The 23,829-nt window shown below is 40.4% G+C and carries 23 protein-coding genes; 7 read left to right on the forward strand and 16 right to left on the reverse strand.

Annotated features, from left to right (window positions below; genetic code table 11):
• The first annotated feature begins 128 nt into the window (after positions 1-128).
• Positions 129-1,631 carry an RtcB family protein gene (locus MSBRM_RS01845; RefSeq protein ID WP_048154303.1) on the forward strand — a complete coding sequence of 501 codons (1,503 nt, stop codon included), beginning with the start codon at positions 129-131 and terminating at the stop codon, positions 1,629-1,631.
• A 424-nt stretch (positions 1,632-2,055) separates the two neighbouring features.
• Here MSBRM_RS01845 and MSBRM_RS01850 read toward each other — a convergent pair whose 3' ends face one another.
• The 9 genes from MSBRM_RS01850 to mtrE all read right to left on the reverse strand — a co-directional run bounded on the left by MSBRM_RS01850 (position 2,056) and on the right by mtrE (position 9,526).
• Positions 2,056-3,165, reverse strand: a complete 1,110-nt coding sequence (locus tag MSBRM_RS01850; RefSeq protein ID WP_048120290.1) for a hypothetical protein — start codon at positions 3,163-3,165, stop codon at positions 2,056-2,058.
• A 1,434-nt stretch (positions 3,166-4,599) separates the two neighbouring features.
• Positions 4,600-5,550, reverse strand: coding sequence for a tetrahydromethanopterin S-methyltransferase subunit H (gene mtrH, locus MSBRM_RS01855; RefSeq protein ID WP_048120288.1), 951 nt, complete (start codon positions 5,548-5,550; stop codon positions 4,600-4,602).
• A gap of 13 nt (positions 5,551-5,563) precedes the next feature.
• On the reverse strand, positions 5,564-5,782 hold the full coding sequence (gene mtrG, locus MSBRM_RS01860) for a tetrahydromethanopterin S-methyltransferase subunit MtrG (protein ID WP_011306266.1): 219 nt from the start codon (positions 5,780-5,782) through the stop codon (positions 5,564-5,566).
• 13 nt (positions 5,783-5,795) lie between these two features.
• Entirely contained in the window at positions 5,796-6,017 is a 222-nt protein-coding gene (locus tag MSBRM_RS01865; protein ID WP_048120286.1) for a tetrahydromethanopterin S-methyltransferase subunit F, read from the reverse strand.
• A complete protein-coding gene (gene mtrA / locus MSBRM_RS01870; RefSeq protein ID WP_048120285.1) occupies positions 6,017-6,739 on the reverse strand; it encodes a tetrahydromethanopterin S-methyltransferase subunit A in 723 nt (240 codons plus the stop codon). Before mtrA ends, MSBRM_RS01865 begins: the two co-directional genes overlap by 1 nt.
• 1 nt (position 6,740) lies before the next feature.
• Positions 6,741-7,067 (reverse strand): tetrahydromethanopterin S-methyltransferase subunit B, encoded by a 327-nt coding sequence (locus tag MSBRM_RS01875; RefSeq protein ID WP_048120283.1) that lies wholly within the window; start codon positions 7,065-7,067, stop codon positions 6,741-6,743.
• Positions 7,064-7,867, reverse strand: a complete 804-nt coding sequence (mtrC, locus tag MSBRM_RS01880) for a tetrahydromethanopterin S-methyltransferase subunit MtrC (RefSeq protein ID WP_048120281.1) — start codon at positions 7,865-7,867, stop codon at positions 7,064-7,066. Before mtrC ends, MSBRM_RS01875 begins: the two co-directional genes overlap by 4 nt.
• 1 nt (position 7,868) lies before the next feature.
• On the reverse strand, positions 7,869-8,621 hold the full coding sequence (gene mtrD / locus MSBRM_RS01885) for a tetrahydromethanopterin S-methyltransferase subunit D (RefSeq protein WP_048120279.1): 753 nt from the start codon (positions 8,619-8,621) through the stop codon (positions 7,869-7,871).
• Positions 8,618-9,526, reverse strand: coding sequence for a tetrahydromethanopterin S-methyltransferase subunit E (gene mtrE, locus MSBRM_RS01890; RefSeq protein WP_048154306.1), 909 nt, complete (start codon positions 9,524-9,526; stop codon positions 8,618-8,620). The genes mtrD and mtrE overlap by 4 nt, the downstream gene beginning before the upstream one ends.
• An 809-nt stretch (positions 9,527-10,335) precedes the next feature.
• On the opposite strand from mtrE, the gene MSBRM_RS01895 reads away from it, so the two are divergent.
• A complete protein-coding gene (locus MSBRM_RS01895) occupies positions 10,336-11,145 on the forward strand; it encodes a sugar phosphate isomerase/epimerase family protein (protein WP_048154309.1) in 810 nt (269 codons plus the stop codon).
• Between the two features lie 73 nt (positions 11,146-11,218).
• On the opposite strand, the gene MSBRM_RS01900 is transcribed toward MSBRM_RS01895, so the two are convergent.
• Positions 11,219-13,138 (reverse strand): sodium:solute symporter family protein, encoded by a 1,920-nt coding sequence (locus MSBRM_RS01900; protein ID WP_048120273.1) that lies wholly within the window; start codon positions 13,136-13,138, stop codon positions 11,219-11,221.
• A 1,096-nt stretch (positions 13,139-14,234) separates the two neighbouring features.
• Between MSBRM_RS01900 and MSBRM_RS01905 the strand changes: the two genes are divergently transcribed.
• Entirely contained in the window at positions 14,235-14,840 is a 606-nt protein-coding gene (locus MSBRM_RS01905; RefSeq protein ID WP_048123285.1) for a TOBE domain-containing protein, read from the forward strand.
• A gap of 230 nt (positions 14,841-15,070) precedes the next feature.
• Here the strand turns inward: MSBRM_RS01905 and MSBRM_RS20980 are convergent, their stop codons facing one another.
• From MSBRM_RS20980 to MSBRM_RS01925, 5 genes are all read right to left on the reverse strand, one after another.
• Positions 15,071-15,202 carry a universal stress protein gene (locus tag MSBRM_RS20980; RefSeq protein WP_080943660.1) on the reverse strand — a complete coding sequence of 44 codons (132 nt, stop codon included), beginning with the start codon at positions 15,200-15,202 and terminating at the stop codon, positions 15,071-15,073.
• Positions 15,203-15,357: 155 nt separating this feature from the next.
• Entirely contained in the window at positions 15,358-15,552 is a 195-nt protein-coding gene (locus MSBRM_RS21970) for a universal stress protein (protein ID WP_080943661.1), read from the reverse strand.
• 284 nt (positions 15,553-15,836) lie between these two features.
• Positions 15,837-16,895, reverse strand: coding sequence for a COG1361 S-layer family protein (locus MSBRM_RS01915; RefSeq protein ID WP_048120269.1), 1,059 nt, complete (start codon positions 16,893-16,895; stop codon positions 15,837-15,839).
• Entirely contained in the window at positions 16,888-18,030 is a 1,143-nt protein-coding gene (locus MSBRM_RS01920) for a COG1361 S-layer family protein (RefSeq protein ID WP_048154312.1), read from the reverse strand. The genes MSBRM_RS01915 and MSBRM_RS01920 overlap by 8 nt, the downstream gene beginning before the upstream one ends.
• Positions 18,027-20,387: an efflux RND transporter permease subunit gene (locus tag MSBRM_RS01925; protein ID WP_141706341.1), complete on the reverse strand. Its 2,361-nt coding sequence runs from the start codon at positions 20,385-20,387 to the stop codon at positions 18,027-18,029. Before MSBRM_RS01925 ends, MSBRM_RS01920 begins: the two co-directional genes overlap by 4 nt.
• A 422-nt stretch (positions 20,388-20,809) precedes the next feature.
• Between MSBRM_RS01925 and MSBRM_RS01930 the strand changes: the two genes are divergently transcribed.
• The 3 genes from MSBRM_RS01930 (at position 20,810) to MSBRM_RS01940 (ending at position 22,900) form a co-directional block, all read left to right on the forward strand.
• Positions 20,810-21,571 (forward strand): TrmB family transcriptional regulator, encoded by a 762-nt coding sequence (locus MSBRM_RS01930; RefSeq protein WP_048120264.1) that lies wholly within the window; start codon positions 20,810-20,812, stop codon positions 21,569-21,571.
• Between the two features lie 280 nt (positions 21,572-21,851).
• A complete protein-coding gene (locus MSBRM_RS01935) occupies positions 21,852-22,514 on the forward strand; it encodes an MBL fold metallo-hydrolase (RefSeq protein WP_048120260.1) in 663 nt (220 codons plus the stop codon).
• 62 nt (positions 22,515-22,576) lie between these two features.
• Entirely contained in the window at positions 22,577-22,900 is a 324-nt protein-coding gene (locus MSBRM_RS01940; RefSeq protein WP_048120257.1) for a ribonuclease P protein component 4, read from the forward strand.
• A gap of 152 nt (positions 22,901-23,052) precedes the next feature.
• Here the strand turns inward: MSBRM_RS01940 and MSBRM_RS01945 are convergent, their stop codons facing one another.
• Positions 23,053-23,358: a signal recognition particle protein Srp19 gene (locus tag MSBRM_RS01945; RefSeq protein WP_048123283.1), complete on the reverse strand. Its 306-nt coding sequence runs from the start codon at positions 23,356-23,358 to the stop codon at positions 23,053-23,055.
• 162 nt (positions 23,359-23,520) lie between these two features.
• On the opposite strand from MSBRM_RS01945, the gene MSBRM_RS01950 reads away from it, so the two are divergent.
• Positions 23,521-23,766: a hypothetical protein gene (locus MSBRM_RS01950; RefSeq protein ID WP_048120255.1), complete on the forward strand. Its 246-nt coding sequence runs from the start codon at positions 23,521-23,523 to the stop codon at positions 23,764-23,766.
• Positions 23,767-23,829: the final 63 nt, after the last annotated feature.

A 23,829-nucleotide genomic window follows, 5' to 3' on the forward strand; every position in this document is an offset into this window, starting at 1 on the left:
ATCCAGCCTGATACAATGTATCTTGATCACGTTTCCAAGGCAATTTGCAGAACCTGTGGGAAACGGAAGATAAATTAGTAGTTCCAGAATTATATCTAAAGCATAAAGGAGCAGGGAGAGCATAAATCATGGTAGAAAGTGAAGATACAGCTATTGAGGAATTAAGCACGGAAAACGTACAGAAAGAGGTGAAGGGTATGGTCAGGAAACTTTCTGAAAATGAATGGGAAATTCCTGTTGGGCACATTCCTAACATGCGGGTTCCAGGCCGCCTGTTTGTATCCCAAAATTTGCTTGAAGGCATTGAACCCGGGACTATTGACCAGATTGCAAATGTGGCAACCTTACCTGGTATTCAGAAGTACTCTATGGCAATGCCTGATGCTCATCTTGGCTATGGCTTTGCTATAGGGGGAGTTGCCGCTTTTGATGCAGAAGAAGGAATTATCAGCCCTGGCGGGGTGGGCTTTGATATCAACTGCGGGGTAAGGCTCATTCGTACCAATCTTCAGAAAGAAGAGGTAGTTCCAAACATAAAAAGGTTAACCGACGAGCTTTTTAGTAACATACCCGCAGGCGTTGGTTCCAAAAGTCGGATCAGGGCTTCGGACCAGGAACTGGACAGTGCTTTTCTAGAGGGAGCAAACTGGGCTGTAGAAGCCGGATATGGCGTAGAAGCTGATGTCAAACACTGTGAAGCTAATGGATCTATGGAAGGAGCCGACCCTGCCCAGGTAAGCACGAAAGCCAGAAAAAGAGGAAAACCTCAGTTAGGAACTCTTGGAAGCGGCAATCACTTCCTTGAGGTTCAGTACGTTGATAAGATCTATGATCAGGAAATAGCTTCGACCTTTGGGCTTCAGGAAGGCCAGGTTACGGTAATGATTCACTGCGGGTCAAGAGGTGCAGGGCACCAGATTTGTACTGACCACTTAAAGGAACTCTCTCAGGCCGTAAAGAACTATAAAATTGAAATTCCGGACAAACAACTTGCCTGTGCCCCTGCCCAGTCAAGGGAAGCCCAGAACTATTTTAAAGCCATGCTCTGTGCTGCAAATTATGCATGGGCAAATCGTCAGATAATTACTCACTGGACAAGGGAATCATTTGAAAAAATATTTGGAAGAGATGCTGACGATCTGGGCATGGATCTGCTTTATGACGTTGCCCACAACGTGGCAAAACTTGAAAAACATATTGTGGACGGCAAGAAAAAAGAGGTGTATGTGCACAGGAAAGGAGCAACAAGAGCCTTCCCTCCAGGGCATCCCGAGGTTCCTGCCGTATACAGAGATGTAGGTCAACCGGTGCTGATTCCTGGAAGTATGGGGACTCCTTCTTATATACTATGCGGTTCAGAAGAGGCTATGAATGTTTCTTTCGGTAGTGCCTGTCATGGGGCTGGTAGAGTCATGAGCAGAGCACATGCAAAGAAAGAATTCCGCGGACAGAGCATAAAAGAAAACCTTGAAGCTCGGGGTATTACAGTAAGAGCCACCCATCCTTCAGTCATTGCAGAGGAAGCTCCAGATGTATACAAGTCTAGCAGCGAAGTGGTAAATGTCGTGCACGAACTCGGAATTGCCCGTAAGGTTGCAAGAGTTCTTCCTTTAGGGGTTACAAAAGGTTAACTAAAACAAGGGTTAAACCATAAGTTCCAGTCACAGAATAACCTATGCATATTCCCGATTGGGCATTTTGATTTTCACTATCAAAGTCGCCAATCAAAGTTGCAATAAAGTATAAGTTGCATAGTTTATTTCGTTGCGGGCACTAAGCATCAGAAATTATAGGCTTCAGTGCCTGAAGCTTCTATGGGAACTGTAATCTATGGGCTAAAGTTTTATCTTTAATTTTACCCCTTTATTTTACCCCTTTATTTTACCCCTTAATTTTTTCAATTGAGTAAATTAAAATATTTTAGCAATTTTCGGGTTCTGGCCAATAGATCTTTAAACTCCAGTAGACCTTTGAACTTCTTCAGGTTATTAGGATCAGGTTATTAGATAGGTTATTAGAGTTAGGTTATTAGAGTTAGGTTATTAGAGTAGGTTATTAGGGCTCTTCCATTGATTCCATCAAATATAAATCTGAACTGTCAGGTTCCTGCTCCTGGAAAAACCGAAATACAATCATGCTTGAATATGAAAATGTTTCAAAAGGTGAGCCGTTTTCCCTAAATATGTTTGAAAAATACTTCACAAGATTACGAATAACCCTTTCATCTTTGAAGTCATGAAAAATGGTTACTGATTCGTTTCCAGTTTCAAGGGAGATTTCTATATTTTTGACAAGCTGAGTTGCAAGGTACATTTTTCTAAAATTAACCAGCAAGTCCGGAAGAGTCATGTCACATATCGACTGTTTGCAAAGACGTTCAAGGATTTTTGTCGGGTTTGGGACTTCTCCAGTTGCAAAAACTTCAAACTGGCTCCGATGAAGAGTCACAAGGTTGAACCTCTCAGCATTATAAGTATACATTAGCTGAGTCCAGAATTCGGTATTGTCGTCCAACTCCTTACATAAAACATCAAGATATCCGAAATGCTTTCGGATTCCGGGCATGATCTCGCTTGATGAGATAGAGGTATTTCTTTTGAAAGAAATCTGGGTTGAGTTTGATCTCCTGAAAACATGCTCAACGTCAAGATGTTTCCATTTGGAAAGGAAATGAGCTACCAGCTGAGCAAAAAAGTCTCTACTGTGCACTGTCGAGTTGGAAATAAGTACCAGTGCAGATTCAGGATTATTAATATCTTCGCACTTTATTGAAGTTTGAATTACCCATTGATAGCTTCTGGAAACCCTATTAAGGTAATCTTCGAGTTGTTTCATATCCTGAATCTCAAATGGATTGATAAGCTCATTAACAAGCTCTTCATCCGTAATCCTACCCTTTGTACACCTAAACAGCCATTCCAGCATCGTTTTATTTATAACGATATTTTCTCCGTTCTGGATTGTCTCGTTTAACTCTTCTTTTGCAGGAGTTTCTTTTAAAAATCGAATTGCTTCATCAATACTTTTATGATATAAAAGAGCTGTATCCGCAACTTCAATGGTATCCCTGACTGCAGCACTCAAATTTCCATTATTGGCATCCAGAAGGGGCTGTAACTTTTTAAGGTATTTATCATCCAGGGAAATGTTCTTTCTGATCAGCATATTTCCACCCGATAGATCCGGTTTCCTGGCTATTTATGCTATGATCCGTTTTGATACCCGTAATATCAGAACTTTTTATGGTTTCTGGTTAGCTATTGAAAGACATTTTTTTCTAAAGCAGTACACCATGAATCCTAAAAGTTCTTATTTAGGGCTCTATTTATAGTTCTTATTTAGGTTTCTATTTATGGTACTGGTAAGTGCTACCGAATATTAAATCTTTCTATTTATTACTACTATTTGATGATTATAATTAAAAGATGTTCCATTCAAAGTCTCAATTAATTTTAAAATATAATACAATACTGTCATCTCTATAAATTCCGTCAAATTGCCTGGATGTATATTTTTATATACTGTTTTGCTTTTGAAACTTAAATAAGTTTTTCATAGAATGTTAAGCTAAAAGCTTGACAAACGATCCGAAACGAATGGTACTGGTTCACAACTCTTTATATATATATGTTAAGAAAGTGTACAATATGTACCTTAAAAATATTGGGATGTAAGTTGGACTGCTATAACCTGGAAGATTGCATTATTGATTTCACCCTATCCTTATAGTTTACTTAACCTTCAATTATCTACCCGAATTTAATTTCGAGGACATAGGTTGACATGTTAATGTTAAAAAGCCGTGAGTTTCTGAGTAGATTGTATAGCTCCTGCTTAAGCGCAGGGTAAAAACTCACAGGTTATTACAATTTTCCTGAGAACTCACAATCTTCAGAGGTGATAACAGTCCCAAAAAGCGAGTTTGGGAGTGGTTTCATAGTACCTGGCAGGTTCAGATCGGATTATTTAGCCAGCCAGGGACTTTTCTCCTGAGAAAAACAGAAGCTTTTTCATTGGTCATCGGTTAAGGAATTTTCTTGCCTGAAAGCTATCGATTTTGCACTGGAAGTCAGCCTTATATTTTGGCCTATTTACATGAAATCAATACCTTGTTCCAGCTCATAACTTATTAAATTATTTGGCAAATGTTGAGGACATTGACTTAATTTGTCACGAATTCCCACTTAACCGAAGACGCATTGAAGTTTTTTTAATATTCTCATCCTTTCCGTTCTAGCTCATCCATAACATATTTTTTTGCCCACAAATTCATATTTTTCTTCACCTGGCATTATTTTTCTCTGGCTTATCAAAAAATGCTATTTCAGGTACATCTGGAGATTATGCTCAAAAGTAGGCAAAAAAAGCGTTTTCAAGTAGACAGGCAGAATATCCTAAAAGTAAACAATCTAAATATATATTTTTTTAAGGTGATGCCGAGAATTAAAAGAAAAAGTACTGAGGACAGCAAAAACCAGAAGATCAAGAATAAGAACCTTAATTAGCTAAAAAACTACAAAACTTTTTAAAAAAATAAAGCAAAGGAAAATTTCCTCTGCTTTTGAGTCCTGAGACTCTCTGTAATTTTCTCCTTTTTATTTATGTCAGCTTGGTTACCGGGTGGTTTTCCAGGTCTGCGATCTCGACGCCAAGATCCTTTGCAGTTTCTCCAAGCATGATGTCTACCATTGCAACTGCTGGGAAAATCTGGTTGACGTTCTCGATAGGTCCGTAAAGGAGGTAGTCAGAACCTGCAATCTGGGCTACCAGGTTGGTACCAATGTCTGTAGGCATGTAGATTGCCTTGGGGTCAGGCTGAGTCTTCTTGAATTTGCGGAGCCAGTCCCAGGCTGAGGCCATGTTGTGGTATCCGCCACCGATTGGCAATCCGAATTTTGCTTTCAGTGTGGGTATCGAACGGATTGTAGGACCGGAACCTGCACCAAGAGGCATTGCAGCGACGTCGATTAAGGGATACTTGATTCCGCATTCTTTTGCGACCTGGAGCATACCCTTGGTCTGTCCGGAACCACCGACTTCAAGAATGTCCATCTTTCCTTTTACGGTCGGGTCGGTTGCGTTGAAGGCAAGAACGATTGCAGATTCCACATCACTTTCTGTGAGGACATCGATTTCTTCCTGTTCAATACTTGCGTTGATCGAGTTGTGGATTGCCCTGTCTGCAACACCGATTTCAGTACAGTACTGTGCTGCGGCTGCACGCACATTTCCGGCTGAGGAGTCGATCAGGAAGGGAGTCCTGTCGTCAATCTCAACGAACCAGTCAATATAGCGCTTGATTGATTCGGGAGTTTCTCCTACAATCTGATTTACGTAGGGGTTTCCAGTGGCATCGCTCAGTGAGACCTGGGTGTTCCAGAGGGTTTCTGCAGCAGCTCTGTCGAAAATACCCTTATCTTCATCAGTCACAATCTTGTGCCTTGCATAGAACATCGTACTGACTAACACGGTTGGGAATTCACCCGGCTGTCCGCCGAATTTAACTCCACCGATTTCAAAAACTTCCTGTTTCTTGTCAAACTTGAACATTTTGATCCCTCACTTACATGAACATTGATGATACCACAGTATATATCAGGAAGAGCAACAGGCCAATAAATCCGCCGTACAGAATTCCAATATCCCTTCCTACTTTCTTTCCGATTTTTTGTGCAACTTCACTGTTGACAAACTCAATCTTTTCATCTATCTTATCGAGCCTTTTCATTACTTCGTTAAATTCACCTGGCTCTACAAATGCTGCTGGTGCTTTTCCATCCATGTTATTTCACCTCTCACCAGAACAGTAACGGGAGTACAATGACCATCAGCAGCGAAAAGAGGAAACCTGCTGCAAAGCCGGCCATCCCGGTAGCCGCAACCCCGGAATCCAGCTTCTGGTTTCTCGCAATCAACTGTGCTCTATATCGAATACTCTCAACAGTAGCATCAATTGCTCCCATCTGAGGGGCAAGCACCATTGGGACGCCTTTATCGTATTCTTCTGCCATTTTCATTACCTCCCTAGCAGTAATAATCCAAGCAGGGATATGGTTATTGTCAACCCTATCATGGCGCCTTCGATCTTTCCTGCGTGAACTCCTGAGTGGAACTTGTTCAAGTTTCCTATATCCATCATACGGGCTTCAATTGCCTTCAGTCTGCCGCGGATAACTGCAATTTCCCCGGAAACCGGCCTGACAACACCGCCTTCTTCTTCTTCTTCGCCTTCCTCACTGATCTCCACGATCATAGGTTCTGCATCAAAAGCACCCGGGTCTTTTGAGGCGAGTTCTTTCACTTTGGAGGTTATGGCACCCATATCCTCGGTATCAAGAAGGTTGACAACCTGAACCTGTTCCTGGAAACGAGTAATTGCGTCTGCATTCAGGTTTTCCACATATGGAATTGCACCCAGTGCTCCTGAAATCCTGTTGTCTTTTACACCGTTTGCATGAAGGCTCATTATTGACTGACCGGTAATGTGCCCTTTAACCTCAGAGCCGGTCACAAGCAAGTACCTGATGTTAGGGTTTGAGATAATGTGAGCAACTACCTTTTCAATACCGAGATTTTCGGTTTTACAGGATCCGGTAACGGCTGCTCCTGCATCAAGGATTGACCCGCCTGGAAGATGTGACCCGCAGGTAATTACCAGTACACAGTTTTTGACATCGCCTACTTCATATTCTCCTTTCAGGATAGGCCATCCTGGGGCTGGTTCTCTTTTATCTGCCATTTTACACCACCCCTTTCATCAAACTTGCTATATATATGACAAGGGCAAGCAGCCCGCTGAAAGCAAGCCCTATAACGACTCCGTAGAAAGTGTTCCCATAAAATCCTGCCATATAGGAGGTGTTCTCACGGCCTGGCCAGGAGTTAAGAAGCGGCTTACTGGGCGAAAGGGAATTCACCAGATCGTCTGCAATTGCATCCAGTTTGTCCACTCTCTCAAATACGGATTCCATGGAATACTGAATCGAGTCTTTCCGTTCTTGTGTTATGGTTCCCGTTTCCGGATCCATAACTAAATTTAACTCGGGAGCTATTCTAACCATGCTCATTGTAGTTCCTCCGAACTAGGCAGCATACCACTTCCAACCACTGCATATGCATCTCTCTTAATAAGTGCATAGTGCTTGCTGAAAGCGACATACCAGATGACAATTCCTATAAGCATGTTTAAGCCAGCAGCCATTAATCCTTCATGGAGTGAAGAGGCAAAGCCTGCAATTATTAATGCAATTGCTCCTTTTTCAACAGCAAGCATAAGGGTTCTGTCCTGCGTCTCATCAGGTCCCAGGCTAGCGTTGAAGGGGTGAAGGATTCCCATACCACCTATTATAAAGATCAGTGCAATGTATCCGTTTGCAACGACATATTGGACAACTGAAGCATAATCGAAGGATCCAGCAATGACAACACTCAGCCCGAGAATTACAAGGGTTCCTGCACATGAAATCTCTACCATTGCCTTTTCCATTATGGGGATGCCCATTCCGATTACTTTGTTTGCAAGGGCACCAATAACGCCACCTATGATTGCTGCTACAACGACGGCTACTATAGGCCCTGCAGGGCCTCCTATTGAAAGTCCGAAGAGAGCTGCTAAAATACCCATACCAAGGGCAAGCATACCGATTGATGGGACACCTGTACCAAGTCCATAGCTTGCAACACGGCGAACCGCATCAGCACCCCAGACCGTTGCACAGATTGCTCCAAGACCTCCAAAGAAGGAATATGCTGGAGGTGCGAAATTACCAAGGTAGATTCCGACGAGACCGCCGACTATACCTAAAGCCATTATTGTTTGTGGAGGATATCCGCCTTTGGCCTCTCCTCCTGCTCCACCTGCAGACATATTAAATACCTCCGAGCTGTGCGATTGCAACTACCGCCACGATAGCACACAGTATTGTTGCTACGAGGGAAGAAACTACCGCCTTTGGCCATTTTTTGAATTTCGGATCGTGGAACCCTTCAATTGTACCTCCTATGTTATAGGAAGGAATTACAGCGTTCACAAAGAAAATACCTATTGCAAATATTGCTGCAACTGCTACAAGCTCATGTCCTGTGACCGAGTTGGTAACTCCAACCGCTTCCAGGCCTGCGTTCATACCCACTTCTATGAGTGAATAGTAAACAAGGGACCCTCCTAGTCCACCAAGGCCACCGCCTATAACTCCACTCACAAAACTTACTGTAGGAAGTCCATGCCCTTCAGTACCCTGGGATACATAAAGGTCCTGCCTGTACTTTGTAATAGGGTCAACCTTTACTTTTGCTGAAGAAGGCACAACACCCACACCATAAACATAGACCCAGGTACCGACAATCATAGTCACAGAGATCATGATCATTGCACCCACTGCGCCTGAAGCCAGAATCAGGGGGAGACTGTCTGTTACGTTCATCATGAAGCCTGCACTAACAAGTCCTGTCAGACCTGCGCCTGCTGCCAGCTGCACTGTACCGGTACCGATACCAGTTGCTTGAGCCATAGCTGCAGGTGCACCGCCCACAGGCACGAAGTGGACACTCCAGGAAATCAAAACGCCGCCGATTGTGATAAGAGCCATCCAGATGATATTTCCTAAGATAGCGTCAATCATGCTGAAGCCTCCTCAGCTTTATCTTCTTTATAAGGTCCATATGCTTTGCGGGCATAGACTTCCATCTTCCAGTTCCAGATAATTAAAATAAAGACAATAACAACGCCTGCAATAACAGAGAGCCAGCCAAGGTTCTTTGCAGGATCAAAAATAGTGGTTATCCAGCTTCCGAGGAATACAGTCATACCAAAAGCAAGCCCTGTGACAGGACCTCCGAACTTGGCACAGAACCAGGAGTTATCGAACCCATCCCTGAGACCGGATTCGGCATATCTTACAATGTTTCCTGAGTTTGAAGCGTTTAGACCAGAACCATATTCAAACTGCTGGAACTCACGTTCTGCACCGTAGTGAACGTCGCCTGTTGATGATCCGATTGCACCTACCGTGATACCCCATATAAAAGCCAGCATAGTTAGCGGGAATGGGTGTCCGAGTACAACGGTCATTAAGAACGATACCACTAGAATACAGAAAGTTGTTATGAACGCATATCCCATAATTGTTGGGATATGACTCCTTATCATATCAAGATAAATCGGCTGCTTGAACCGACTCTGACTGGCACATCTGCCCATTGTAGCAGTTACCGCAAAGGTTGCGTGCACACATGCTGCAATAAGTGAACCAAATACCAGTGCAAAGAGTGGGGACATGGTAAACTCACTTATTAATACTGTTGCAACGGCTGCACCAATCGAACACATTAATGCATTTGATGGTGGTTCTCCAGATATCGCTTTGTTAAATATTCTGTGGGGAAACATCATTTGGGGAGCTAACTGTACCTGAGAGTTAGGGTTACTCTGCGAACCGACATCAGATTCCAGGTCTTCCGAGGCACCTGCAATGGTCGCAGCCACTCCAATAAGTGCAAGCACTCCCATGCTTATGAGTGGTTCCATTCATTTTCCTCCTTTGTATTATTACATGTAATAAGGTGGATTCAAAAAACGCTGTACATTTTTTTAAAATCGTCTGCCATATCATTACAAAGAATTATGATTATGACGCGCGTTAATTTTTTGATTAGAGAGGATCATTCATAAACCTTTCGAAATATGTAGGCTTTTAAAATATTATTATATGCCTATATAATATATAATCAATTTTATAAGATAGACCGCGCATGTAAAAATAAACAAAGTCATATATTTATATAAACAAAAAAATTCTACTCATCCCAATATAATATAAAGATTCCGATTGTAACTAATGAATTTTTGTATTTATTTTTGGGAATATAATTATTAATTTTATATTAATAAGTTATCCCGATGTGGTTTTTATATTATTAATTTTTATAAAATATATAATTTATTAACTTTCTCGTTTATTTGAGATCAAAATAAAGTATGTTTTCTGTATCATACATAAACATATATTTGATACTGTTTATGCCTACAATCAAAATATATTTTCCACAAAAAACTATATACTTATTATAAAAACTACTCATAAATAAAATTGAGTTGTTCCGTGGGAAACATTTATTTATATATAAATATGTTGGCCGGGTTTGTTATATTAATACGGTAAAAACTGTTTGGCTGCAATTTAAGAGCTACTTACTGTATATTTTCAATTTTGCCTATCAAAGAATTAATTATTTTAGAAATTTGGCATTGGAATTTGGCTAATAATTTTAACTCACAAATTTAATTTAGGCATACATCAGAAAAGGATTTTTATATTTAGTTCCCTTGCATAATGTGTGATTTTAGGAGCTTCATCTTTTGCTGGCAACCCTGAGGATTTAAAGGAACATGTTGAATCCATAGAATTGTATATCCCCAAACTTGGGATCTACAATGGTTCGACACTTGAAATTGAAAAGCTTGATCGGGTACTTGACGATATCTCGATATATGATTTTGCAGTTACAGTTCACGCTCCTTACTTTGCTGGAGACTCAAAATATCCTTCAGCTCTCCAGCTTGATACTGCAAGAATGAGCGAGAGGGAATTTTCCCTTATGGAAGAATCAATCTCGCTTGCAAGTCGGGTCGAAGCCCCTGTAGTGGTGCTACATCCGGGTAGGATTGGACTTAATAAGGAAAAATCTTATATTTCTATGGTTAAAAACCTCAACAAGCTTGCATCCCTGGCTGAAGATTACGGAGTGACTCTGGGCCTTGAAAACAAGGAAGGTACAGACCCCTCGAACTTTTGCTGTGAGGCAAAGGAGCTTTCTCGGACCATAGAAGCTGTGAATTCCGAACACCTGAAAGCCACTTTTGATATAGGACACGCAAACCTTACCTGTGGCGGGGATCCTGAAAAACTCATGGAGTTTGTCCAGACCTTGCAGAAGCATATCATCCATCTTCACCTGCATGATAATAGTGGGCAGTGGACAGAAATGTACGATGGAGACGAGCATATGGCTCCCGGAGAAGGTTGCGTGGATTTTTCAGTCCTGAAACTGCTTTCGGGATATAGAGGCGTCTATAATTTTGAGGTATTCTCTCTCGAAGATCTTCTTTTTGGAAAAAAGACCCTTGAAAACGCCTTCAAGCTATAAGAAAGGATAAATTGTGAAAAAAAGAAGCCAGGGTTCGATCAGGAACCTTAACTCGTAGAAGTTTCTAACTAATTTAAATATAGTCAATTTTTACATTTTTTTGACCAAACACGTTTTTCAACTCTTCATAGGCCGTGAAAAGTTCTCTCTTCTGCGTTCCAAGGGTTTCAAGCCTGGGCTCTGCTTTAAGCCAGATATCTCTTTCTCCGGTACCCCTTGTAACTGCAACACAAGCAAGCATATCTCCATGAGTCAACCTGTAGACTGAATCAAGCCCTGTAGGAGTTACCCACGCGGGGGATACTACTTTAAGTTTTTCAGTTAGTTCTTGCCAGCTAAGATTTTCGGAAGTACGGAGATTGAGCTGGAGGTGTGCACGTTCTCCTGTAACTTTTTCGTTGAGATTTTTAAGGAAAGCGCTATATTCTGGATCCTTCTCATTGATTTTTCTCGTTTCAGAGCGGGAAAGTTCTTTTGCTTCCTCTTCAAAGAAAGGTGCAAGGTTAACCTTGCTTGATGGTTTTGTTATCAGGGAAACTCCAAAGAAAGCGATTGCGCTCAGAGACATTCCCACAATAACTCCGTGGCCCATGAGAATGGGGTGAATGCTTTCAAGATAATTAGTGGCAAGGGGTGGTGTATTTATAAGGTCCAGAGCCACAAGAGCTACCTGAACAATAAACCCTATTACCATACCTGCAAACGCTCCTTCCTTAGTAGCTCTTTTCCAGTACAGGCCTCCCATTAGTGGGAAGAAGTAAGAAGAGCTTGCAATGAAAGTTGCAATTTGAATGGCATCAAGAATATTAGGAATTATGAATGAGCCTACTGTTGCAGCGAGTATGATAAACAGTACACTGGCCCTGTTTACCAACATCATTTCCTTCATTGTAGCGTCTGGCTTTATATACCTCTGGTAAATGTCCCTCGAAATACAGGAAGCTCCTGATGTTGAAAAAGTGTCTGTACAGGACATGGAAGCTGCTGCAAGCCCGATTGCACTGAAGGCTACTACTACCGGTGCTGAGGCGAAACGCTCACTGACAAATGATAGAAGTGCGGGCTCTGCAGAAGCCATTCCTGCGGGGTAGCCCATCCCTGCTATTTCAGGGTATATATCGTTGAGAGCTATTGCAATCACAGCGCAGACTGCAAAGATCACAGTGATCATTAGAGCGCCAATTATCATTCCGGCACTGGCAGATTTTTCATCTTTTGCAGCCCAGACTTTCTGCCAGGGGTCCTGTTCTGTAATCCAGCCCGGAATTAAGGCGAAGGAAAAGATCAGAACCATGGGAAGGCCAATTGAAAAGGGGTTCCACCAGTCTCCAGAAACATTCCCGAAAAGCTGTGAAACGCTTATTGCAGAAGTGTTGAGACCTCCATTAGCGACTGTTCCTACTGTTGCAAAAGCCATTACTATTGTGAAGAGAGCAAGGAATGAAAACTGGATAGTATCTGTCCAGATAACTGCATACAACCCTCCGAGAGTTACGTAAAGGGAAACCGCAATTGCAACAATAGCTGCGGCATAGAGAGGGTCAAGACCGTAAAAAGTTTGCAGCACAAGGGAAAGCCCTGTAATGTCGGATACTGAAAAAAGAATCATTACGACAGTTATGATCAGGGCAATTGGCAATCGGACTATACTGCCATAACGCTGTTCCAGGAGTTCAGGTTGGGTGATTGCAGGTAAATTTTTGATTTTCTTCACAAGCACAGAAAGGAATAGGAGGGAAATGATGTTTGGAGCTACAAAAGCCCATATAGAGCCCATTCCCTGAAGCATATAATAACCTATGACTGCAAGAATTCCCCCAGCTGTCAGCCAGGACGCTGCAGCTGAAAAACCCAGGGCTGAGGGCCCTATCCTGCGGCCAGCAAGCCAGAAGTCTGTAATGGATTTCTGTTTATTATTGAAGTACCAGCCAATAGCCACAAGTCCGGCTATGTAGACTGAGAGCATTATAAGAAAAATATTATATCCATCCATAAAGAAACCTTCAGAAATATTAATTAAAGTGTGTAAGCCACTCGTTTTATCAAAATTTTTAGGACATTATCCAATTTTTGAGACATCGAATCTTATATTGACATCGTATTGACATGTAGATAAATAAACTTTTACTTTCATTATAATATTTATTTAGCTCTTTACTGTCTTATGGACTCTGTTTTTTCACCTGTACAAGTTAACTTGAATTAAAATCACATTTATTATTCTAATTAATATTTTTTGTTTGTATTTTTTTGTTTGTATTTTTTTGTTTGTATTTTTTTGTTTGTATTTTTTTGTTTGTATTTTTTTGTTTGTACTTTTCTTGTTTGTATTTTTTTGTTTGTACTTTTCTTGTTTATATTTATTTACTCTTTATTTTTATGTGTTTATTTTTAGTCTTTGGTAGTGTGCCGAAAGTTATGTAATAGGGCTTACACACTTGAGGAACAAAATCAATTATGGTAACGATTATGGAGTATAACCATATTTTATACAGTTGAAGGTTTAATGCTATTGATTTTTCAGTTCAACTGTATAAGTCCTATGTAAATTATTACTGACTCTGTATCCTTTTTCTTCGCTGTTCCTATGGGATTAGATGATTCTTAATTCAGGACCTCATTGGTTTTTATGAGGACATTATGAGGATAGCCGCACAAAATAAAGAAGAACCGAAATCTTCTAAAAATCGGTTGATAGTTGAGTAGCCAGCTTCGTAGAGTTTGAAAATATGCTAAATTACAGGGTATCTCTGTGGACAGCGGACTTCCAGGGACTAAAGTAAGAGTAATTATTCATGCTTCAGGGGATATTAAGGTAGTGAGCTAGTACATGCCTTTCTGATGCCTGAGAAACATAGTTTTAAGTAAAACTTCCGCACAATCCAGCATCAGAAACTCTCTACAGGGCAGAGTTACCGAATTCTGGATGCTGGAAACTCTTGTTTGGGTGAAAGTTGATTGTGGCGTTCTTCATAATGCTCTCATAACCCGAAATCAGCAGAGGAAATGGGTATCCTTCCTGAAGTTCCGGTGTATGCCCAGTTAAGGGCAAGTTCTGTCCATGTGCTCTGGTGTAAAAGGTGAAATTTGTGAAAGCAAGAACAAAGGTCTGGTTTACGGAAGACGGAAAGACCGTCATGGGTGCTGGAAGAGCTACGTTACTGAAGGCAATAGAAGAAGAGCACTCGCTTCGGAAAGCCTGTAAGAAGCTTGAGATCTCATATAAACAAGCCTGGATAGTACTTAAAAAAATGAATGAAGCCCTTGACGAACCCGCAGTCGTCACAGTGCGAGGGGGAAAAAATCAGGGTACCTTCCTGACTGACCTCGGAAGAAAGTTATTGGCTGAGTACGAGGCCAGTAAGCAGCTTATTAGTGAAACCATAGGGGATGAAACAGCCTGGGAAAACGTAAGCTTCAAGTTATCAGCCAGAAACCAACTCCCTGGTAAAGTGCTTGAAGTGAAGAAAAACGGGCTTGTATCTAAAATTACGATTGAAATGGAACCTTCAGTTATAACCTCAGTAGTCACTGAAGAAGCTGTAGAAAAACTTGATATCAAACCTGGAGATAGGGTTTACGCGGTCATCAAATCGACCGAGGTAATGGTTGCAAAAATTGTTGGTGAAAAAGAACCTGTCGGTGAAAAAGAACCTACAAAAATCGATTCAAGGGAGACAGATCGCTCCGACTGAATAATTATAACTCAATTTGACAGAAGCATACATTTTCCAATACATAGATGGAATTTGTATTTTTATCATTTCTCTATACTTTTTGCAATTTATAATTTTATGGCGTATTTTTAGATTTTTGTTATTCTTCGTTTTCTCAAAGATTTGTGCCGGTGCAATGAATTTCTTTTTTGTATCCAGTTTACACCTTTTAGTCCTGAATTCTGATTTATTCATTTTCTCAAAGGCTTCTAGTTGACAGAAAGTTCAGCTTTGCTTTTTACTCTGGACGACAGAACTGGTACTTTCGAGCTTCTTACTACTTTTTCTGCAACACTTCCTATTAGAAACCTTTCAAGTCCGTTTGCTCCAAGGTTGCCCATCACTATCAAATCAATATTGTTACCATCACTATCAAATCAATATTGTTATTTTCTGCAAAATCAATAATTTCACTACTCAGATACTCTTCTAAAAGTACCTCTCTAATCTCTACACCTGATGTCTCTTCAATCTTCTTAATTTTAGATACTGCTTTCTACTCATCACGTTTCATCATTTTATAAATTATTTTATAAATCGTTTCTTTACCAGCAGTCCAATTTTCAGAAATTGTAGAGTGTATATTTACCACGTAAAGAGCGTGGACAATAGCTCTGCTAAGTTTTGCAAACTCAATACCGTGAGAAATGGCCCTCTGAGTATTCTCAGATCCATCTGTTGCAATAACTATATTTCAAAAAAGTTATCTCTCCATATTTTATCCCCCATCCTATCCCCCCATCCACTTCACATAAAAATACCGATATGACAGAATCAAAATAATTTAGTTATAATAGACTAATTCATATACTCAATAGGTTTGAGCTTTAAATTATAATTATTCTTTAACAATTAAGGTAAGGTTCAAAAATTATAAAACTGCACGAAAAACCGTGCGGGTATATTTCAAAAAATAGAGGACTGTAGCCTTTTTAAAGGCTACGTGCATACTTTCTTTTTCTGTGTCTTTTTGTTTCAATCCTGTTTCTTTCTTCTGAACATGATAAAACAGACAGCTAGAACCATTGTAATGCCTGTCCCAAGCTCAAATCCAGGAAGAGACTGTTTTGCTTCCTTAACTTCGGTATTAACCTCGATAGTATCCGAAGTCTGGTCATGCCCGTCAGTATCTTCATAGAAAATTTCGCTACTTATAGAGTATGGCTTTGCGGTTGCAGTTTCATCTACATCCATATCAAAAACAGCAACTTCACTGTCTCCGGGTTTCAGAGTTCCAAGGTAAGCCTGGTCATCAGTGGTACTGAATGGATCAGATGCACTGATTCTAACAGTTGAATCTTTTGCAGTTTCTTCTCCTGTGTTTTTATATGTGACGTAAAGCATCCCACCATCATCGGGGTAAAGGTCACCTGTTACGTTTGTAACTTCAAAGTAAGGTTCCTTCTTGACTTCGATGTTTATGGTCTGCGTCTGAGTCTTATTTTCATACCAGAGACCAACTTCCTTATTTGTCACAAGGCCTGTAACGCTGTCAAAATCGTCTCCGCCTACCTGGACATTGTTCTGGTACTGATACGAAAGATCGAGATTCAGGGGATATACGCCGGCAGGAGTATCTTTGTTAATCTCAATTGTAAACTGCGTGGGACTTACACTCTGTTTTCCCTGCTTGAGAGTACCAGCTTCTTGGGGTCCAGACTTAACTTTAATGTTAGGATTATCAGATTTAAGGGTTGCAAGAATGCCTATTGCTGTCGTAGCCTGCGCTTCATACTGCATCTCTGACTGCTGTAGCATTTCATCTGCATAATTTCCAATATCTGCATCTTTTTCAGATTTAAAGCCGGAAATTTCACCCTTATTCATCATATTTAGATTAAGAGTTACAGTATCTCCTCTAGAGTACTGATCGTCTCCAACAAGTGTTGCATTAAGGTCAGGCCCTCCGTATACTGAGTAGTAGTTTTCACTAATATCAAAATTATCTGGTACAGCTGCCTGCGCTGGGAAGACTGCCCAGCAAAGGATCAGAAGCGTCGTGACAGTAATAAATAATCCATTTTTATTATTCATTTTCATCACCTGATACATTCTCGTCATTCTGGTTTCTTTTCCGGTGTACGCTTACTATCTGGTAAAGGGCGATAACTATAATCAATAAAATTGCTATTCCTGTTATGCTGAATTTTTGTTCTGTTGCTTTAAGAGGTAAGTCTACTTTCATACTTTCTGAAAATTTAGTATCTCCGTCGTCATCAAGATATTTTATTTCACTGTTGACTCCATACTTTTTCACAATAGCATCCGAATCGGCCTTAACTTCAAAACTGGCAGTTTTTTCTTCTCCAGGGTCAATATCCCCTAATCTTACCGTAGCTTTTTCAGTGCTTAGAGGGCTCATCACAATTATCCGAGCAAAAGCGTCTTTTGCTACGGTTTCTCTTGTATTTTTATAAGTAACATTAACAACCTTACTTTCACCCTGCATAAGGTTGCCAGAGACGTTGGTTACTTCGAATTTAGGTTCACTTTTTATGGAAATAGGTATTTTGAGAGTTTCTGTTTTCGTTTTGTATTCTCTTGCATAGTCTACATCAGTAATCCCGAGATTTACTGCATCCGCAGTTACAGTTCGGACATTTGACTGGTATTGATAGGTCACTGGAAGAAGAAGTTCGTAATTTCCAGAAGGTGCATTGCCATCAACTTTTATTGAGTAACTAAGAAGTGCTATATGTCCGGTTTCAAGTTCTTCAAGGTTCTGGAAATTGCCTGTCGACTCTACTTCAATGTACTTCGTTTCTGATTGAAGAGTAGCTTCTATATTTTTTGCTGTCGTACATTCTTCTTCTTCTCCCATCTCTTTCAGTGCAATTGTTTCTTCAATGGAATCGTTTATTCTTTTCTGATTTGCGTTTAACCTCTTAAAACCAGATATAGATCCTGCATTTGCAATTTTTATCTTCAGATCTGCAGTTTCTCCCCTTTCAAGCACGGGATCTCCTGTAATTGACGCCTGTATTACTGGCGCTCCGTAACTTTTGTAGTAATCTACAGTATACCCATGATCTAGAGCAATGAAGTTGGTTTCATCATCTTCCCCGAGAGCTGGGAGTGCAGTCACTGATACTATTAATAGAATTAACGCAAACGTAGTAATTTTCGTAATCATGCTTTGCCTTAATTTTGTTATGGGCACTCGTATCATATCTTGGCCCCCTGAATTTGCTTTTTTGTCTCTGTCTGTTTTTCTGCTTTCCTAGCTCCTTTTCTTTTATCGCGCCAGGTATCAAAAGTAATCATAAGTGGGGGGAAGACTACAAATGTTGCCAGGAGAGCCAGCAAGACATCGATAACCGTAACTGTACCGAAGTCGGTTATTATGGGGAAAGGAGAAGCCAGCAGGGCCATAAACCCGAATACTGTCGTGGCTCCTGAAGCAACAATTGCACTTCCTATTTTGGAACTGGTCATCAGAATAGCTTCTAAAGGACTTGCACCTTTCTCCTTTTCTTCAAAGTAACGCTCCATCATGAGGATAGCATATTCTGACCCTACTCCCAGTATCAGAGCTCCCAGGGTCGCTGTGAGGGGAGTATAACTGATATTAAGAAGGCTCATAACTCCGCCTGACCAGCCAATAACTATTAGCATTGGGATTACAGGAACCAGGGCTTTCACCCAATCTTTGTATACAATAAGAAGTCCTGCGAGCACGAGAATCAGGCCAAGGAAAGTCATTGCTATTCTTCCGCTGGTAAGAGCAGAGATAACCTCTATATACACAACCGAGTTTCCGGTAATCGTGACAGTAGTGCCTGGTGGAGCCGGCATCCACTGCATATCTTGCTTGACAATATTCCTGAGTTCTTCAATACCTGTTACTTTTATGTCCGCAACCGCATTCCCGATGTCGAAGTTCAGGAGAAGCATATTATTTCCGTATATATAGTGGTCTTTCTGTGACTCAGGGATTTCAGAGTAAATATCCTTTATTTCCTGGCTGGTATCTGGAATTACCCCTCCATTGTATTCCTTTACAAGATCTACAATGCTCGAAGAGCCGTAAATGTGGCTATTGGACTCTGCTTCATGTTCGGAAAACTGATCAATCCACTTAAGAACATCCGGATCAGCTACATCCTTAACCTTGATGATAAGGTTTAATTCATCGCTATCACCCATGATATCTCCCATATGGTGAAGATTCACGAGTGCAGGCATGTCCTGAGGCACAAAGGTTTCAACATCAGTCTGAATAGGCACAGATCTGTCAAGGTAAAGGCCTCCAACGCAGAGCAAGAGTGCAACTCCAAGTACGACAACATCATATTTGATAGTCAGGCTTGTAGTTTTCTGGAGAATCCTCCCTATTAGACGCCCGCTTTCGTCTCCGTCCTCAGACTTTTTCTTCTTTTCCGGATTTGCAGGTTTTATCTTACTTAACGCCTTCCTCAGGGGGTTTTTATCCGAGTATTTGTCAAATAAAGAAATCGTTATAACCCCTACGAAGATAGCGGAGAAGTAACACATTAAAATGCCTATCATGAGCAATTTACCAAAATCCCGGATCATTGGTACTGTAGATGTAAAAAGAGAAATAAAGCCAAGGGCTGTCATCACCAGAGCGGTGAGGACTGCAGGCCCGGTATGCTTTACGGTTTCTATAACTGCTGCTTTTTTGTTTCCTTTTTCCTGCAGTTCCTCCTCAAGTCGGTTATGGAACTGAATAGCATAATCAATTCCCAAGCCTATAAGGATAGGGAATGCAGCCATGGAAACCATGGACATGGGAATTCCTACATAACCCATAGCTCCAAAGGTATAAACAATACCAAGAAGAACTATCGGCAGAGGGAGAAGACACCAGCGAACGTGCCTGAATACTATAAGCAGTACAATAACCATGAAAACCGCTGAAAGTCCTAGAAGCACTCCCATACTGGAATTCATTTCATCGTTCATGGAAACTACGAATGCTGGATCACCAGTAACAATAATGTTGTAGGAAGGTGGAAAATCCGCCAGCGAAACAGCCTCTTTAGTGGAAGCAAGGATATCTTCCTTATTATCTTCACTAGCTGAACCGGCCATGACTACCGAAATTATCATATGAGTATTGTCAGGAATAAGCTGGCCGAAAATATCAGGGTTTCCGTCTACAATGGCTTTTATTTCTTCATCGGTATCAGGGATTTTAGATTTCCCTGTCATCTTATAATTGATTTGTTTGATCAGTGAAGCGGGGCTTGTAGTTTCAATTACCCCATTGGTTGCCTGGACCTGATGTTCTAGCCTGTCTACAGCTTTCATCACGTCAGCAGTTTCTACATCGTTGCCCTCTACCATTACCACAATAGATTGTGTCTGGAAAATTTTTTGATAAAGGTGATCATAATCCTGGTAGAGAGGAGAGTCTTTTCCGACAAAGGTTTCTGTTCCTGATTCCATTTCAATGAGTTGAGCTCCCTGCGTTGCTATAACTATACACAGTAAAGCTATCAGGAGTACGGAAAAACGGTTATTCTGAATAAAAAGTCCCAGTTTTTCAAAAAATTTAGTAATAGTGGATTCCCCTCATAGTTTTTAATATGAAATGCAATTGGAAGTTGGCGCACGTATTGAACTTGCCTTTTTTTCTCTGGGCTGAAGGCTCATTATCTAGCATTTGTGTACATTTATAATACTTGCCTTTTTTCTCTCTGGGCCGAAGGCCCAATTATCTAATATTTGCATACATTTCAATAATACTTGCCTTTTTTCTCTCTACGCTGAAGGCTTATTATCTAAGGTTTGCATACATTTAAATAATATTTGCCTTTTTTCTCTCTATAATGAAGGCTTATTATCTATTATTTGTATAAATTTTAATACTTATACTATTTTGCTAAAATTATACTATTTTGCGGCAAATCTTCTGTGACTTAGATCTTTTGACGTATACAAACAGAAAAGATTTAAATCTATTGTTACATTAGGGGTAACAGATGGTATTACAAACTAATCTTCAATTAATTCGTAACCTTGAAAAGCTAGGGCTAACCGAGAATGAAGCAAAAACATATATTGGGCTCGTAAGTTTGAGAGAGGCTACAGCCCGCGAAATTCATGAACTTACAAATGTGCCAAGAGCCAAGATATATGAAATTCTTAAAGTACTTGCGAAAAAAGGCTATCTGGAAGTGAGACAGGGATCTCCAACGTATTTCCGAGCAGTTGATCCTAAAAAGGTAATCGGAGAAATAAAAAATGAGTTCTTAAACTGTGCAATCGAGACACTTAGCCAGTTCAATGAATTGAGTTATGAACTTCCAAAAACTTCTCCTGTATGGTATATCCAGAGTGATTGGGGAATAAAGAACCGGATACGTGAAATTATGGCCGGAGTAAAAGACGAATTGATTATTTTTTCGTCCAACCCTGAGTTACTCAAGGAATTTAAGCAGGAAATCAAAAAACTAGAAAAAACTTGTAATCTAATTCTTATCGTTGATGAACTGGATAGTTTCAGGTCACTTCCTTTTGAGTTCAAAGAAACTAATAAAGAGTTTACGGATTTCATGAATAACATTGTAATTGATGGCATCCAGTATAAAGAAGAATTTTTTATGATTGCCGATGGAAAGGAATCAATAGGGGTTCACAGCGCAGGAAACAAAAGAGAAGCAGTGATAATCAAACTGCCGATTGTCTCTTATATGCAAAAAATGATCTATGAGAGAGTGCTTGAACCAGGTTTTATCAAATAAGACAGATAACCAGCATATCAGTAAGAACTCCCTAATTTTCTCAAAATCTCTTAATGCTTCTGTGAGTACTGATATAAAGCAGGAGTTTGCTAGCTTTTTAAAGGTTATTTTTTCTCTTTGAAGATAGAATAAACTCTTTCGGGTACCATTACTATAATCAGAAAACAATCATTCTATAAATATAATCAGAAAACAATCACTCTATAAATATAATCGTGAAATCATTGTTCTCTAAGGTTTTCTCATTAAACTCAGTTACAGAAGTCCACAGGTGTATGAAATGAACCGAGTAAAGATTGGAAATGTTACAATTAAGTGGTTGGGTCACTCTGGCTTTTTACTTGAGGGGGATGAAAAGAAGATTTATATTGATCCCTATGACCTCAGTGAAGAGCCAGCTTTTGAAGATAAAGCTGATATCCTGTTAATTACTCATGAGCACTTTGACCACTGCAGCCCTGATGATATCCGAAAGGTCCGGCGGTCGGACTCAACCACCCTGATCCCTGAAAATTTATCTCTGCAATTCAAGGGAGACGCAAGGCGGGTTGCTGAGGGAGATGTGCTGGCCGATGGGCTTGAAATAAAGGGAACCCGAATTGAAGTAGTTCCGGCTTATAACCTCGATAAACCTTATCATCCCCATGGATTAGGAGTAGGGTATATAGTGGAACTTGGAGGAATTCGGATTTATCATGCAGGAGACTGTGACTTTATCCCTGAGATAAAAAATATAAAGGCAGATGTTGCTCTCTTGCCTATAGGGGGTACATACACAATGGACGAAGAGGAAGCAGCAAGTGCAGCCGCAGCTATTTCCCCAAAAGACGTAATTCCAATGCACTACGGAAAACCAGATATAACAGATGGGAACCCCGAAAAGTTTAAAACTCTTGTACACGGCAAGAACCCAAATATCAATGTGATTATTCTTAATTCCTGATTTTGATATTTAAGAAGCTTAAAAATCAAGGTCTGAGACGAAAATGCAGGATCAATCTACCCATGTCTAGAATAGCAAGAAAACAGCAGAAGAACCTGATTCAAAGAATCGCAATCCAGCGAATGTGGCGACTTTTTGAGCTTGCAAAAAGCGAGCATGCAGAACATCCTGACCGTAGCGAGCGTTACGTGCAGCTTATCAGGAACATCTCTATGAGAAACCGGATAAGTATTCCGAGAGATATAAAAAGTAGAATTTGCAAACACTGCTACGCTTTTCTCGTGCCCGGAAAAAATGCCCGTTACAGGCTGAAGGAAGGATATATCGTTGTTTTTTGCCAGCGCTGCGGAAAAGAGATGAGGTATCCTTATAAAAAATTAAAATAAAGACTAGCTGAGCTTATTAAAGCTTACAAAAGCCCAGATAAAAGGATTATCAGGTATCTGGGGCTTTTTTGACCTTTCAAGGTTTTGCAAAATCCTTTTTTCTCTGTTAACGTTTCTCTACTAACGTTTTCTATTAAGAAGCAATATAAAATTTAAGCTTTAGCAGAGCTCTCCGGCCCTCGCATCTTCTTTATGGCTACAGCTATCTGTTTTGCAATAACGGTTTTCGGACCATTATCATCCACGAGCACTCTCCCGCTTACTTCCCACCAGGACTTGGGATATGCTTTATGAGGTTCTACTTCGGGATTCAGGCCAAGTTGTCGGGCTGCTTCTTTTATCTCATTAAGCTGCGGTTCCTTTATAGCATTTTTCCGGGAAATTATTCTGCCGCTGCTCCTTGATTTTGTCTGGTCGAGATATACAGGCCAGATTACAAGTTTTCCCCTATCTCTCATCATCATGGTTATCTTTGTCCTAAATTGCTTTCATGAAATTTAAAACTGCCCCGGAGACCTCTACAGACCAGGACTTTTTCCTGTTTATGAGATATTTTATTATATTGAAACTATAACCTGCAATTATTTATCTTTCCCGGACAAGTTCTGCATGGTGTTAATATGATTCCGTCGTTTACAATTGATGAAAAGGTAAGAGCTTATATAAGAAAGAGCGGTCAGGATTTCAGGCTCTGCACATCCCCTAAGGGCCCTGTGCTTCTTCCAATCGGTACAGCTGAGCCCAAGTCATCAGATATGAAAATCCTGATTGGCAGCAATGTTCTTTATGTCTCCAAGCTTCAAGCAAAGTATATTAAGAAAGTTGAGTGGGCTATGGTGGAAAGGTTCCTGAATCAACAAAGTTAAGTTAATTATAGATAGATTCAAAATTCCGGAACTTGAAACTTAGCAATATATTCATTTAGAAAT

The organism is Methanosarcina barkeri MS (genome assembly GCF_000970025.1).
Lineage (GTDB): Archaea > Halobacteriota > Methanosarcinia > Methanosarcinales > Methanosarcinaceae > Methanosarcina > Methanosarcina barkeri.